The sequence below is a fragment of the Bdellovibrionales bacterium genome (genome assembly GCA_018266295.1).
Taxonomy (GTDB): domain Bacteria; phylum Bdellovibrionota; class Bdellovibrionia; order Bdellovibrionales; family Bdellovibrionaceae; genus JACMRP01.
The window spans coordinates 1-13,682 of sequence record JAFEAQ010000003.1; the positions used below are offsets into that span (position 1 = coordinate 1).

A 13,682-nucleotide genomic window follows, 5' to 3' on the forward strand; every position below is an offset into this window, starting at 1 on the left:
GAAGCGATCAGGCAACTAATCAGAATTGGACTCGAAAAACATGAGGACGAAAAAAAGCGACTGGATTAAATTCCGGCCGCTTTTTCTTTGCATTCATTTTTTAAATCTATGGCTAAGTTTCATCCAACTCCGACATAGATTAGGCTTCGATGAGTGTCTTGATGACGAAGTTTGCGATGTCTTGGTGTCCGACGTCGTTCGGATGCACTGTGTCGGCCAAGTATCCCAACGTCCCGTTCGCGTACTCGAAGTTTCCGCCCCATCGGTTGAAGGTGTCTAATAATGCCACTTGGTTTTCTGTCGCCAATGTTTTCAACACGTTGATATAGTCGGTCTGCTTGATGGTTTGGTTTTCTGTCCGGATGCCGTTGGCAATCAAAAGCACATCCCCGAACTGTTTGGCTCTAGAGATGAGTGTTTGCATGGTATTCTTGTATGCGACCAAATCGACTTGACTCATATAGTCATTGGTGAAAAACTCGATGATTGTCAGTGTGGGATTCCAGTAGTCGATTTCCGCAATCAGTACGTTGTTGTTCCATGTTACGTTCGCCGTCGAGCCGCCCGACTTGGATACGTTGTTGACCCGGACGCCCTTCGTCCCTTTCAACTCATACGCGCCAATCAACATGAGGTTCTTCCCTGCGTCATTCTGTGTGATGACCAAAGTGTGATCCCCTGCCGACAATCCTGTAATGGTAAACTCTTTGCAAGGTTCGGCAGCCGCCACGTTCGAGTTGAATTCCACGGGTGTCCCGCCGTCAACGGACGCCAAGAACTTACCGCCCGACGAGTTGGCATACGTCAGAATCTTGATGCCCGTCCCATTGAACGAGAGTGTCGCGGTTGACCCGAGCGTGGTAGACAAGCGACAATCCCCCATGATGCCGAACAAGACCTGTGTTGACCATGTACCAGTGAACGTCCATCGCAACGGCCCGACCGCGTTCGGGAAATGCGTAGAGACGACCCCACGACCAACGTCTCCGACTTTCTGAGTCAACTCTTTTCTAAGCAACGCCACCCAACTTTTCGTGGTGTAGTCGGTCGTGACGCCGCCCGTCGCGATACTTGTCCCGACGACGTTGAGGTTGACGATTTGGTCGGTCGCCTGCGCCTTGGCAAGCGCCGCCCGCCATCTTCGCAACCCTTTGTCCTTGTTGTAGATGGTCGTATCGACATGCTCGAACACGTCAGGAACGGTCGGAACCGGGTCGAAAAACGCCTTTTGAATGAGCGCCATTTCCGTATCTTTGTTCTTTAGCGTACCGTCGAAATAGCCGTTGTAATAGCTCAACCATTTATCGACTTGGCTTGCCGTCGGCTCTTTGCCTACACCAAAGATGTCCGTCAAGTCGAGGATGACCACCTTGTCCAAGAAGAAGTTTGTCCACCCGCTCGTTGCATTGTCATAAAAACGAACCTTGTGCGTGGTGTTGTTGGCCGTGAACAGGAGAGACAATCGTTCGCCGCCCGTCTTCGTGACGCTCGCCAACGGTTCCGCGAATCCGATCACGAACATCCGGGTCAACCCAATCAACCCATCGACAAGCGCCGATACATAATATTTGTGACCCGAAACGGTATTGAATGCGCTCGTGTCAGCTCCGCCATATTGAGCAGTCGCCAAGACTTGTAGGCGTCCGTTCACGACCGAAATCGAGGCATTATTCGTCAACCAACCAGTCGTGCCGTTGGCGAAGTCTCCGTTTGTAATGACGTTCTTCGGTTTCCCGTGGATGGCGTCCTCGATTTCTTCGAAACGGTTTCGTACCGTCGTGAAAGTTTTGTTTTTAGCCGTGGAGACGTGCGCGTCTGTGACCTCGGCATTGGCGTTCCCGCTACCGATGATTAATTCATCAATCCGCAGGTGAGCCGCGTCGGCCACTGCTTTGGGCGCTTTATCCGCCAACTGCGACGTTAATCTTTCATCAACTTCCGTTATTTCTGCTCTTGTTTCTGCGACTGCTGTATCTATAAACGCGTCCACCTCTACTTGTAATTCTTGTACGGCCAATTGCAATTCGTTCACGTCCTGATACCATGATGTTGATTCGATCGCGGTATCGGTCAAGACACCTTCCGCGACGTGATAAGCGAACGCGCGAGTTACGACAATCTTCCCGTCTGCAAAGTAAATCATGACCTCTGCGATGTGCGTCCCCTTCAAGATATAGCTTTGGGTTTCGAGCACGAATTCGCATTCTCCCTCAATCGCTGCCGTTACCGTACCATCCTGGAATACGATAGTTTTATCGGGTTTTCGAATCGCGAGCTTCACCGTCGCGTCACTCAAATCGACGCGTTCCTTGTCCTGTACGATGTCCGCGATAATCTTCACGGATTCATAATCGTTCGTGTTTACAAGGAAATTCTGGGCGTTAGTCTTCGTATTGTTCGTTCTTTCCGTGTCTAGTGTCAATTCCAGTGTCTTATACACGTCGTCACCTCTTTGTTAGTTTGTTCTTCGGTTGATGTAAAGCGCCCATAAGTTCGAGAACGGTGTCGCGACCTGGGAATAGTCAGACGCACGATTAAGGTTCAACCGCTCGTTGTGTCGGTTGTAAAAATGAACCTTCGACGTGATCCCGCCGCCGCTGACACCTACCCGAACCCCTAACTTCGTCAATGTTTCATCCGGCGTGACAGAAAGCGACACGACCGCGCCGCCGCTGAACCGTCTGATTTCCAAATCGCCGTTCTCGTCGATACATACCGATGAAATCCCGACGCTATGATGTGTTTCATTCGTATGAAGGTATACGCCCTCTGTCGGGTCTAGGCGGATTGCTCCGCCCCCGATCATCAATTCTGCGGTTAGCACTTCTTCGTTCGTAAACTGATACGGTTGTCTGCTCATTCTTTGCTGTACCCCTCACGTTTTTTAAATACTTCATGTACTCCTACGCCCGCCGACCCGCTCAACGCGCCCGCCCAAACAAGGATAGGCACTGATACCGATGGGAACAACGGAATGGCTAGGAAGCCCAATCCCGCGCCGATGAAGATAGATAATAGCGGGATGATGTTCTTTTTGATCGTAAACGCTTCTTTGACTGCTTGCATGACGCCCGCCGTAATGAACGCGAGCACACTAGACAGACCGACCATCTGATAGAACAACTGCAACGTTTCTTCACTCATGACTTACACCCTTTCGATTTCGATTTTCTCCGCGCCCGCTTTGGCTGCTTTCTCTGCCGCTGCTGCCATGTTGTCGTAATTACCGAAAGCGCCGATCTGTTTGCCATCCACTTTCACGGCCATCAAGTCCTTGGCCTTCGGTGGTTCTTTTTCCGGTTCTTCCGGCTTCTTCTCGCCGTCGGCTTTATACGTGAAGTTCTTGCCGTAATTCGATGGGATGAAATAGCCGGAATGGGTACGATACCATCCATCATGTACCTCGTAAATATTCCGCTCCGTCCCTTTCTTATGCTTGCGCATGACCTTCGAATCGGTTGACGCTTCGGCGTACTCTGGAACGTCATCGACCTTCATTGTAGCGACCCCGTGACGTTCACCAGGTTCGAACGGTTTCGGTTTGTCTGCCGCTTCAAGACCCGCATAGGCCGCGATGCCGTCCGCTGTCGCTTTGGCGAGTTTTTGTAGGTTAGCATCCTGTTTCAAGCGGGCAGCGTCGTTCTTGTTGACGATGAACCCAAATTCCGGCAAGCATGAAGCTACAGGAAGCCCCTCGCGCACCATGTGGAAATTCGCCGCCTTCATGCCGCGGTTTGTCGGGAACACTTTCGTTGCTGCTACGCGTGCGTGAATGGCTTTCTGTAGTCGGCCGCTTGGGCTCGTCACGCCTTGCGAGTTGTGACGATAGTCTTCATAACCGTTCGCGAGCGCGTTCGCTGCGCTGTTGATGTGTACTGACACGATGACGTTAGCCCCGAACGCTTTAGCGGCGTTCGTGCGCTGAATCAATGACAGGGTACTATCACCACGTCGAGAAAGCGCGACGACCGCGCCTTTATAGTCTTCGAGTAGATACTTTTCGATTAACTTAGCAATCCGTAACGTCAATGCCTTTTCTTGCAACCCGTTACCGACTGCCCCGCTGTCCGTTCCGCCGTGTCCTGCGTCAATAAAGATACGTGCCATGTGTAACACTCCTTTTTATTTAAACATGCCAACTATGAATTCTTGATACGCGATGATACCGCCGACGATTGTACCGATCAACCCGAACAATCCTATCATGACGTCTTTAAACACTTGCAACCGCGTTCGTTTCGTTTCCTCATTCCGTTCGGCCGCTGCGGTTTCACTGTCGCGTTCGCGCTGTATCAACTGTTCTAAAAACTGCCTGCTTTCACGTTCTTGTTGCCGCGACTCGCGAAACTCTTTCAAGACCGTGTTTTCTAGATCGACGCTATCCCGCCGGATTTCTTCGAAAGCCATTTCATGCTTCTCAAGAAGTCGAGAAAGCGTATCGAACCGGCGTTCTGTTTCTAGTTTTTCGCTTTCGATTGCTCGTAACCTGTCCTCATGATCGTCTATCCGTTCCCGGTCGTTCCTCATGAGCTCATTCAAATGATTGTAGTAAATACTTTCCACCGTGACGACCTCCCCGCCTTTTAGAATCGGGGCGTTTGATTCATTACTTTCCACAGTCGTTCAGTCCCGCCGATCGTAATCGTTTACGAACGCCTTCGCGATATTTTTCCGGGATGTCCGATACACAAATCGAAAAGTAACGTACACGCCCATACCAATATAGTTCCATATTTTAATACCCTCTTTCCCTATTGTATTTACCTTATTATTCTAACAAACATTTATAGGGAAAAATATAAAACTATCGGTATAATTCACCATCTAGGCGAGAAGTCCTAATTTCTAGCGCCTTCTTCACTCCGCGAATCGGCTCGCCTATTTCGACGTCGATTTTAAATCCTTCGCCCGTGTAACTTTCGTGAACCATAGTTATCTGGGCGTCCGCTGTTAGCCCTACCTTCGTGTTTAAGGCCGTCACGACGTCTCCTAAGTCCCAATCCTCTAGATAGCGGAACGCGCCGAATGTACCGCTAATTATGCCGTTCTCGAACGTCTGTATCGGGGCGACTTCCTCTAGCTTTTCACGGGCTCGAGCGCGCAACGTGCTTTCGAGCTCACCGCTCGGGACGTTCTCGCTTTGGATGTCGCGGGCGTCCACAAAATATTCACGTCGTTCCAACCCTGCGAACGTTCCTAAATTTTCCTCATACACGACTCGATTCACGCCCGCACCCTCACCGGCGATCACGGCCACGTTCTTGTAACTCGAAAAGTCTTCGATATAATCCGTTTCCTCTAGGTTGTCGAATTGGTCGGAAAAGATAACGGACGGGTTGACGCTTTGGCTGCTCACGCGGTTGATACCCTTCACGTATTTAAAGCGTAGGTTTTTGCCGTCGCGATACAAGCGCCACCCGCTGCTGTCCGCCGTCGCGATTTCTTCGAGCTCGGTCGCCAGGTTCTTATATCGCGCCTGTCGTCGTAAGTTCGCGCCTTGCGTGACTTCATCGACAATCAAGAACGGGAAACGACGGGACACCGCCGCGTCGCTCCCTGCTGATTCTTTGACGTAGTTCTGCATGATCGTACTCGCTTGACCAATTTCGACGTTATACGAATATCCTGCCGTCGGGAAAATGAGACGCCGTTCGAATATACCTTTGGCTTCCATGCCCTTAATCGTGAACATTCCATCGCCGTCACCATCTTCGGTGTATTGTTTGTACTCGACGATGCCGATCACGTCCGTCCGGTCATCGACTTCGATGAACATATCTTTTCGAATGATGTCTGCATATGGCGCGCCGTAACTCATTTTTAACTCGAAATCACCAATCCCACGGTGTGAGCGCGTGAACGTCAATGACTCATAGGCCGATAGGTTGGCGACAAAGTTTAAATTCGAATCGAATAGCTTGATCGGCACTTTATTCATGCGGTTCGCCTTCTAACAGTTTCGCTTCTTCCGCTTCCATCCGTTTGAGAAGTTTCGGGAAGTTCTCATGAAGGCGACGGCGTTCGGCGTCCTTCCATTCCCCATCAACAAACTGCGGTTTGAAACAAGGTTCTTCCCATCGCTTGAGCGTAGAGTTTACAGGCGCTTCGACACCTTCGATCACTTCGCTTGTTCCGATGAAAAACCCTTCATCGTCGTAAATCAGATATTCTTTAATGACTTCCATTTTATTCACCTCTTATCGAATCGGATTTAATAGGAATTCGTCATATACCGTAACGCTCATGTTTGCGCTGACGCTTGTGAGCACTTGTAACGCCCCGGTTGATGTGATCGCGAATTGTACACGGTCATTCGTGTTTGAAATGATTGGGGCGATGTAGGTTAAACCGGATGGACGTGCAGGCGTTGCGAGCGTTGCGATTGTCGTCCCTGCGCTCATTCCCGACGGTAACGCTATGACCGCTTCGATTCGTACTTTATCACCCTGTACCGCATAGCGGGCGTCACCGGATGCTGTAGCCCCGCCGACGAACGTAAAATCATACACCAACCGCTTACCGCTGTACGTCGTTACCCACTCCGACCACACACCCGAAACCGATGACCGCTGAAAAACTGCGTTTCGCGCTGCTGAACCCGCGAAAATTTCTGTCACTCGCTGCAAAACACGACCGTTAGGCGTTCGGAACACTTCGAGAATCGCTGTTTCTGCGCTCGGGTTGTTTGTGAAGTTGCCAGGCACTTCTAAGAAGTGAAGTCCGGGCATGTTGATGTTGTTCAAATTCGAGCTCGGTACGTTTCCGTTGGCGAATCCGACTGATTGCGCGGCCATCGAATATTGTCGTAAATCCGTGACCGTCACGCCGGCCATGCTTGAAGCGCCCGACGGGACATAGAATTGATACAGTGCAAGCTCAAAAACGTCGCCCGATGTTGATAGGGTAGGCGCTACCGGGCTCGCCGCTGCCGTCCCTTGTTTGATTGCAAGCGAAACCTTTCGTTCTCCTGCCGTCTTATTGAGTCGCAACACAATCACGTCGATTCGGTTCTGACCACCGGACGCCGGTGAAAGGAAGAACGTTTCTGCCCCTACGTTGTTATGGAAATAGCCGTTAATCATGGCTGCGCCCGTTCCGATTGTGAAAGAAAGGCCGGACGCTGCCCCGTAATCGTAATCATTCGCATCGAGCACCATAATTCCGGTAGGCGCTGCATAATTGTAGAATCGCGCGAGCTCGTCCGCCCCATATAGGCGATCACCGGCCACGCTGTTAAAGAATCCGCTGTACTGTGCCACTTAAAACACTCCCTTTTAGAAACTGATGTACTGCCGCTTGTAATTAATATACACCGTCGTCGAGTCCTGCGCGTTCACTTTTATCTCATTCGCTCCTGTCGCTAACTGGAACAAACGGGATGCCGGGTCGAGAAAATGGAATCCGTTCGATGTATTGTTCTCGTCGTCGATGAACGTCACCCGCTGCGCGCTTGGCATCGTGTCAATGAATAGCCGATCTGTCGGCGCTAACGCCTTCGTGATAATGATGTCCTCACCTGTCGTTAGGTTCGATATCGTGAGCGGTGGGGCGAACCCGCCTGTCACTTCGATTCGTAACGGCGTATCGACGTCGCCGCCGTTCGTAATTGTCCCCGAATCCCCACGAATACCGATTTCATAAGGCATTTCTAGCGGTAATTCGTAGGTATCGACCCACGTTTGAAGTTCTTCGGTCGTAATCGACTGATCTAGCCAGTACGGGTTGTTCGCCACCATCGACACCGTAGACCGTATATAACCTTTCGTGCGGTTATCATCCCCTGTTAGGTATACAGGCGACTGCTCCACGATGACGTTAATTCCGCGAACCTTCCCGCCGTAATCGAATTCTAGTAACCCTTCACCTAACTTTGGCGACATGATGCGCGAAATGTCGGAAAAGTACCCGCTCACTTCCTCGTTCGTGTCTCCGAAAATCCCGAACGTCAATTCGATTTCACGCGGTTTAGCCACGGTTTCGATGAACGTTCTGCCATCTTGGAACGGGGAACGGGCTGTACGGCTCTCCCATTCTAAGCCGCCCAACCCTTCCACGTTTAGCAAGCGATAATTCCCGTCCGCATCGAACCGGATTCGCTCGCCGTTAAAGTTCTGATAAAACAAAGGCATGTTAGATCAACCCCAATTCTAGCGCCATATTTCGGGACGCGCGCCGGTCTTGTTTCGCCACTTCACGGGCGTTAAGCTCGCGTGGCGAGTTGACTACCGTCGTATGGTTGTACGTCACGCCGCTTGTTTTTCGTCCCGTTGTGTCTATTGTACTGTACGCCGCGCCTTTTGCGTTCACGCCGGCGATATTTACCGTCTTGCCGACGGCCTTCGATGTTTCTTTGGCCAAATCGCGCGCCTTGATCCCTGCGGCTTTCCGTTCCGCTTGAATCTGTTTGTTCAACTTCTCGCGCTGCGCCGCCATTTCTTTGGACGTCTGTTTCTTGGCGAGCTTGTCACGCTCATTGTAAAGCGACTTGTATACACGTAACTGATAATCAGATAGCTGCGTAAGTGCCTGGATTTCGGACGCCGCCCCGACCCCTTTGGCTTGTAACTCGGCAAGCATGGCAGCGGACAGGCCACGGCGTTTCAAGTTCTCGAGCGACGATGTATAAATCTTAATCGCATCGTTCTGCGATCGTAACGCGTCGATAAACGTTTTCGGATTGAAATTCTTCTGCTCGACGACACTGAACAGATCGTTAGCGCCCGCGATTTCTTTCACCCGCTCCGAACGCGCTTTCGTGTATTCGCTCATGATTTTTTGTTCGTTCTTCTTCAACTGTTCGGCCATCGCCGTGGCTTTGGTCGCGTGGTTCTTGTATGCCTTCTCCATCGCTTTGTAGTTCGTGATGCTGTTACGGATTTCTTGTTGCTGCGCTTTGTTCTTCGTTGTGGTAAGTTTCGTCATCTGGGCTTTTACATTGTCGGCTACTTTCACGGCCATCTTAGCCGCTGCCGCTCCCGATTTCTGAATACCGTTTCTTAAACCTTCCCCGATGTAAACCCCTAGCTTGGTCGTGACACGGGAAGGCGACTTGATGCCCATTCGCTTCTTGATACCGCCCGTGATGCTTGATGCCACTTCGGAAATCTTGTCAGATACGGCGGTCATCATCGACCCGATACCGTTGATTAAACCTTGAACGATGTTCTTACCAACCGACACAAGGTTGATCGACGTGAGGAACGATCTCGCGTTGTTCCAACCCGAACGGATCGCGCTAGTTACTCCCGACATGCTCGACGACACGACCGAACGTAACGAATTGAATACCGACTGAACAACTGAACGGATGCCATTGACGGCTGTACTGACGACGTTACGCGCCGAATTCCAAGCGGTCGTGATGATTGAACGAATCCCGTTCATGACGGCCGTTACCACGCTGCGAATCACGTTGAATCGACTCACGATAGCGGAATGAATACTTGTAACGGCGGCCTGTACCGCCCCGCGAATTGCGTTCCATCCGTAAACCATCATGTTACGAATCGAGCTGTTCACATTCCCGATCATCGAGCGTAATGAGTTGAAACCGTTCGTCACTCCGGTTCGTAAAGCGTTCACCGCGTTTACCGCTGATGTGCGAGCGGCGTTGAACCCTGCCGTAATTGAAGCGCGCATACCCAATACTGCGCCCTTGATACCGGCGAGCAGCTTCCCGACAAAGTAAAGCTGTACGGCGTTCCAAATGAATTGCACCGCTCCCGACACAATTTGTTTGACGCCTTCCCATGCCCCGCGCCAGTCTCCGGTAATGAGGGACGTCACTGTTTTGATAATTCCTAAGATGATGTTCATAGCGCCTTGGATGACGCCCTTAATATTGCCCCAAATCGACATGATGATAGGAAGTAATACCTTTAGTGCCGCTTGGATTACCGTTGAAATAAGACCCCATACAATGCGCGTGGCGGCAATTATCTGTTGTCCGTTCGCGTTCCAAAACGCCGTTAGTTGTGCGAGCAACGAACCGATGAACGAAACGGCGTCCTGAACAATCGACTTGATGAACGGAAAAACCATCTGGAATACAGGCTGCAAGGCCGAAACGGCAATCTTTAACCCGTTGAACGCGTTACCGGCTGCGGACGCGCCCGAAAAAGATTGTAGGAACGTTTTGACTTGCGTTGCAATCGGTGTCAAGAAGTTCATAGCAGCGGCCGCAAAGGACGAGAACGCCGCCTGTACCGCTTGAATCACCGGCTTGACCCGATCCATGTTTACAATCAAGAATTCAATGCCCGACTTCATTCGGTCGAACATCGGTTTTGCGAGCTCGGCTGCAAGCATTGAAGCGTTATCGGCAAGCGTTGACATCAAACCGCTGAACGTCTTCGACTGTGCTTCCATCGAGCCCTTCATACCGCTCGCCATGTTGTCTACTGCACCCTGTACCATTTCATAGGATAGTTTACCTTCTCCGGCCATCTTCTTGATTTCTGCGGTCGTCACGCCGTGCTCTTTGGCGAGTGCTTTCATAATCGGTATACCGCGATCTTCGAATACGTTCAAATCTTCGGTATACGCGACGCCGGCGTTTTTCATCTGTCCGAATTGTCGAACCATCTCAACTATCGAATCCTCGGCCAAACCGAACGCCCCACCAATGTCACCGAATTTCGTGAGCGTTCCGAAAAGCTCGTCACCGCGTAAGTCGGCGTTATAGAGGTACTTCGCCATTGAGTCCAACCCTAGTTGCGAGAACGGCGTTTTGGCTGCGAATTTACCTAAGTCCTGAACCATTTTGCTCGCGCCTTCTGCTGAACCCGTGAGCGTCTTCCATGCGACCGTTTGCGTCTCTAGCTGTGCGTTCATAGCTATACCGACTTGCGTCGCTTTGGCTGCACCTGCCGCGATTGCCGCGAACGCCGCGACTCCGGCCGCGCCTGCCACCGCTGCCGCTCCACCTATCGAACCCTTCAACATGTTCCCGCTACCTTGTACCTGGGAATCAAAATCCCCTTTCTGTAGCTTCAATGCCGCGTAGAGTGTTCCGACGTTTAACGCCATATTGTTACACCATCCTTTATGATCGAGCGAATATCTGTTCTGCTAGTTTCGCGTCGTTGATTACATTGACTTCACCGTGTCCGCTATGGACGCCGGCTACCTTCTTCTCGTCCTCGCTCTCGGCGCGAACGTAACGCTTGAATTCTGATTCTTGTGATAGGTTCATGACCAACCGGACAAAGCGGCTGAACGAAAAATGACGGTCATCGAGCAAAGAAAAGAGGTCGAAACGGTACTCCCTTAAAAAGTCCGCTTCGACCGCCCCGAAATAGTCCATTATAAGCGCAATTCCGTCACTGTCGCTGTTTGTGTCGTCGTCGTTTCGTCCGCCGCTTCCGGCTTTTTTGATTCTTGTTGCGTGACGCCCGTGATGTCTTCCATATAAGCGGCCATGACACCTTCAAGAACGGCGTTGAGCTCGTTCACCGACACGTTCAAGTCGAGCAGGCGTTGAAAGTTATCTGCGCCGATCAAGTCCGTGTATAGCGTTACCGTCTGTTCGTAAGATACTTCGCTATCTGCCTTGACGCCGCTTTCTTCCATGCGTTGAATCTTCAACATGACTTTGGCAGGCATCTGCGCCGGGAATAGAAACTCTTTCCCCTTGATCTTCGCGAGAATCGGTTCGCGTTCCTTTTCTTTAAACATAGCGTCGAAATCAATGAATTTACGTTGACTCATGTATAGCAACTCCCCGTTTATATTATGTCAACCGGCTTTAGGTATATCTTCCGCTCCCTCGGCCGGTTGTCCTTCTATTGATGCAATCTTACTTATACTGTTGTATCAAGTTCCGGCTTGCCGTTAACCATCAATTCGAATCCCCATGAAGCCGCGTCTTCTTGACCGCCGCCGACGTCAGAAAGGGAAGGTGAACCCTCGTACACTTTTTTCGTGCCACCTGGTGAAGTGACGCGAACCAACATGAAGGCCGCCTGTCCGACTTCCTCGGCTTTGCCTTCTACGAATTCTTGCCCCGGATCACGGTCGCCCGTCGCTTCGTCTTCGAGAACGAAACCTTCGGCCGAAAAACCATAACCGCGTGTAACAGTGAGGTTTGATTTATAGCCGGCGTCCTCAAACGTCGATACATCCGTGTTCGAATCATCGCTCGAAATCGTGAATGTATTCAATCCTTTAAGCGGCGTCCATGTGGCTGTAGCCAAATCGGCCACGTCTGCCACGTCGAATGTAAAACCGGCCGCGCGAATCTTGTTAACTGCCATCTAAAACACTCCCTTTAATTGTTTAGTTCTAACTGTAAATTGATTGAGTATTCCGCCCGCCCGTTCTGGTCTGTCCCTAACAAGGCAGGGTATTGCGCCACGCTGTCGAATATGCGGCCACCATCATACGGCAAGCCCAAACGACGAACCGCCTTATAAATACTTTTCGCTCGATTCTGCGCGTCCCTTATATCCATCTTATCACTTCGTACAATAATCTGAACACTCGGAAATGAAGAATCTAACCCCCAATTCGGGGCGAGCTCGTCACCCGTACCGCCCGACGTTCGTAAGGCGATCACACTATCTGGCGACTCTGGCAGCACGTCGATAAAGATGTCGCCACCTAGCCCGTTCGGTTCGAACACGCCCAACCCTTGCAAGGTCAAATGCTCCGCGATTGCTTCTAAATGTTTCATGATCCCGCCGCCCTTCTAATTTCTGCGGCCATGAGCGAGAACGCCTGCTGCTGCTTCTGTTGCAACGGCGTTTCTAAATACTTCCCTTGCCGTCCGTTCTGAAAATTAAACTGCGGGTTTTCGTGAAGGCGTCGCGCATACGGCGTGTTAAACGAAATGTTGACGGTATCGACACCGTTGTTCGTGACAACGCCGCTGCGCTGTAGATCACCCTCGTCGAGCGGTACAATCTTGATTGACTCACCTAGAATGAATTCGCCCGCTGCCTGCAATCCGACGAATGAAGCCCGTTCAAACCGTTTCAAGTTCGCCCGATTCAATACGAATTTCATCGACATGATTAAAACCTCAATTCAATATGAGATAGCGAGAATCCCCGCTGTTGCGCTGCCTGCTCCACGGTATACGTTACCCCGTGATAAGTCACGCGCGACAATGGCGGCACGTCGTCGTCGTTAGATAGCGGGTTGAGAAACGCACGAAAACTTGTAACGACTTCATCGCCGCTCAACGTTCGTACCTGGGCGCGGTTGGGCTCGACTCGACACCGGTATGAAACCGGGTCATCGAATACATAGCCGTATGCGCTTTTCCCCTTGTACTTCTCGACTTCGACCGTTTCCGTGAGCAGGTATGACGGTATGCGCATCAATACCACCCCACGCGGCTGTTCATGAGTCCGGCACGTCGTAAATAACGAACCGCTCGAACCGGCAAGGCCGTTCCTGCGCTCGCGTCCTTATCCATGCTGAACGAACCGATTGAAAAGCCGCCACCGGCTGCGCCCACAATCTCGTTGATTTCAGTACCGGCCGCATACGCTTCGACGATTGCAAGCGTGGCGTTCTTCACGGCTTCGATATTCGTTTCCGTGATCGGTCGCTTAATCTCGTCGTCAATCCATTCACTCGCCCGCTCTAACAAGCGTTCTGTTTCTACCGGGTCACTTACGTCGATATTGCCGTTATAGCTTTGTAAGTCTGCAATTGTAGCGTAGGCCATTCAACCC

Annotated in this window: 16 protein-coding genes; all 16 read right to left on the reverse strand. The window is 51.2% G+C overall.

Annotated features, from left to right (window positions below):
- Positions 1–139: 139 nt before the first annotated feature.
- The 16 genes from JSU04_00020 to JSU04_00095 all read right to left on the reverse strand — a co-directional run bounded on the left by JSU04_00020 (position 140) and on the right by JSU04_00095 (position 13,675).
- The gene (locus tag JSU04_00020; protein MBS1968656.1) at positions 140–2,440 is read right to left on the reverse strand and encodes a BppU family phage baseplate upper protein; all 2,301 of its coding nucleotides are present in this window, start codon (positions 2,438–2,440) and stop codon (positions 140–142) included.
- A 15-nt stretch (positions 2,441–2,455) separates the two neighbouring features.
- Positions 2,456–2,860, reverse strand: coding sequence for a hypothetical protein (locus tag JSU04_00025; protein ID MBS1968657.1), 405 nt, complete (start codon positions 2,858–2,860; stop codon positions 2,456–2,458).
- Positions 2,857–3,144 (reverse strand): hypothetical protein, encoded by a 288-nt coding sequence (locus tag JSU04_00030; GenBank protein MBS1968658.1) that lies wholly within the window; start codon positions 3,142–3,144, stop codon positions 2,857–2,859. Before JSU04_00030 ends, JSU04_00025 begins: the two co-directional genes overlap by 4 nt.
- Before the next feature lie 3 nt (positions 3,145–3,147).
- Positions 3,148–4,107, reverse strand: a complete 960-nt coding sequence (locus JSU04_00035; protein ID MBS1968659.1) for an N-acetylmuramoyl-L-alanine amidase — start codon at positions 4,105–4,107, stop codon at positions 3,148–3,150.
- A gap of 15 nt (positions 4,108–4,122) precedes the next feature.
- Complete coding sequence (locus JSU04_00040) at positions 4,123–4,617, reverse strand: hypothetical protein (protein MBS1968660.1); 495 nt, start codon at positions 4,615–4,617, stop codon at positions 4,123–4,125.
- A gap of 187 nt (positions 4,618–4,804) precedes the next feature.
- The gene (locus tag JSU04_00045; protein ID MBS1968661.1) at positions 4,805–5,938 is read right to left on the reverse strand and encodes a siphovirus ReqiPepy6 Gp37-like family protein; all 1,134 of its coding nucleotides are present in this window, start codon (positions 5,936–5,938) and stop codon (positions 4,805–4,807) included.
- A complete protein-coding gene (locus tag JSU04_00050) occupies positions 5,931–6,185 on the reverse strand; it encodes a hypothetical protein (GenBank protein MBS1968662.1) in 255 nt (84 codons plus the stop codon). The genes JSU04_00045 and JSU04_00050 overlap by 8 nt, the downstream gene beginning before the upstream one ends.
- A gap of 12 nt (positions 6,186–6,197) precedes the next feature.
- Positions 6,198–7,259 carry a hypothetical protein gene (locus tag JSU04_00055; GenBank protein ID MBS1968663.1) on the reverse strand — a complete coding sequence of 354 codons (1,062 nt, stop codon included), beginning with the start codon at positions 7,257–7,259 and terminating at the stop codon, positions 6,198–6,200.
- Positions 7,260–7,274: 15 nt separating this feature from the next.
- Positions 7,275–8,129, reverse strand: a complete 855-nt coding sequence (locus JSU04_00060; protein MBS1968664.1) for a phage tail family protein — start codon at positions 8,127–8,129, stop codon at positions 7,275–7,277.
- 1 nt (position 8,130) lies between these two features.
- Positions 8,131–11,028 (reverse strand): tape measure protein, encoded by a 2,898-nt coding sequence (locus JSU04_00065; protein ID MBS1968665.1) that lies wholly within the window; start codon positions 11,026–11,028, stop codon positions 8,131–8,133.
- A 16-nt stretch (positions 11,029–11,044) separates the two neighbouring features.
- On the reverse strand, positions 11,045–11,305 hold the full coding sequence (locus JSU04_00070; protein MBS1968666.1) for a hypothetical protein: 261 nt from the start codon (positions 11,303–11,305) through the stop codon (positions 11,045–11,047).
- Positions 11,305–11,709: a hypothetical protein gene (locus tag JSU04_00075; GenBank protein ID MBS1968667.1), complete on the reverse strand. Its 405-nt coding sequence runs from the start codon at positions 11,707–11,709 to the stop codon at positions 11,305–11,307. The genes JSU04_00070 and JSU04_00075 overlap by 1 nt, the downstream gene beginning before the upstream one ends.
- Before the next feature lie 92 nt (positions 11,710–11,801).
- On the reverse strand, positions 11,802–12,254 hold the full coding sequence (locus JSU04_00080) for a hypothetical protein (GenBank protein ID MBS1968668.1): 453 nt from the start codon (positions 12,252–12,254) through the stop codon (positions 11,802–11,804).
- Between the two features lie 14 nt (positions 12,255–12,268).
- Positions 12,269–12,673, reverse strand: coding sequence for a hypothetical protein (locus JSU04_00085; protein MBS1968669.1), 405 nt, complete (start codon positions 12,671–12,673; stop codon positions 12,269–12,271).
- Positions 12,670–13,011: a hypothetical protein gene (locus JSU04_00090; GenBank protein MBS1968670.1), complete on the reverse strand. Its 342-nt coding sequence runs from the start codon at positions 13,009–13,011 to the stop codon at positions 12,670–12,672. The genes JSU04_00085 and JSU04_00090 overlap by 4 nt, the downstream gene beginning before the upstream one ends.
- Positions 13,012–13,321: 310 nt before the next feature.
- On the reverse strand, positions 13,322–13,675 hold the full coding sequence (locus JSU04_00095; GenBank protein ID MBS1968671.1) for a hypothetical protein: 354 nt from the start codon (positions 13,673–13,675) through the stop codon (positions 13,322–13,324).
- Positions 13,676–13,682: the final 7 nt, after the last annotated feature.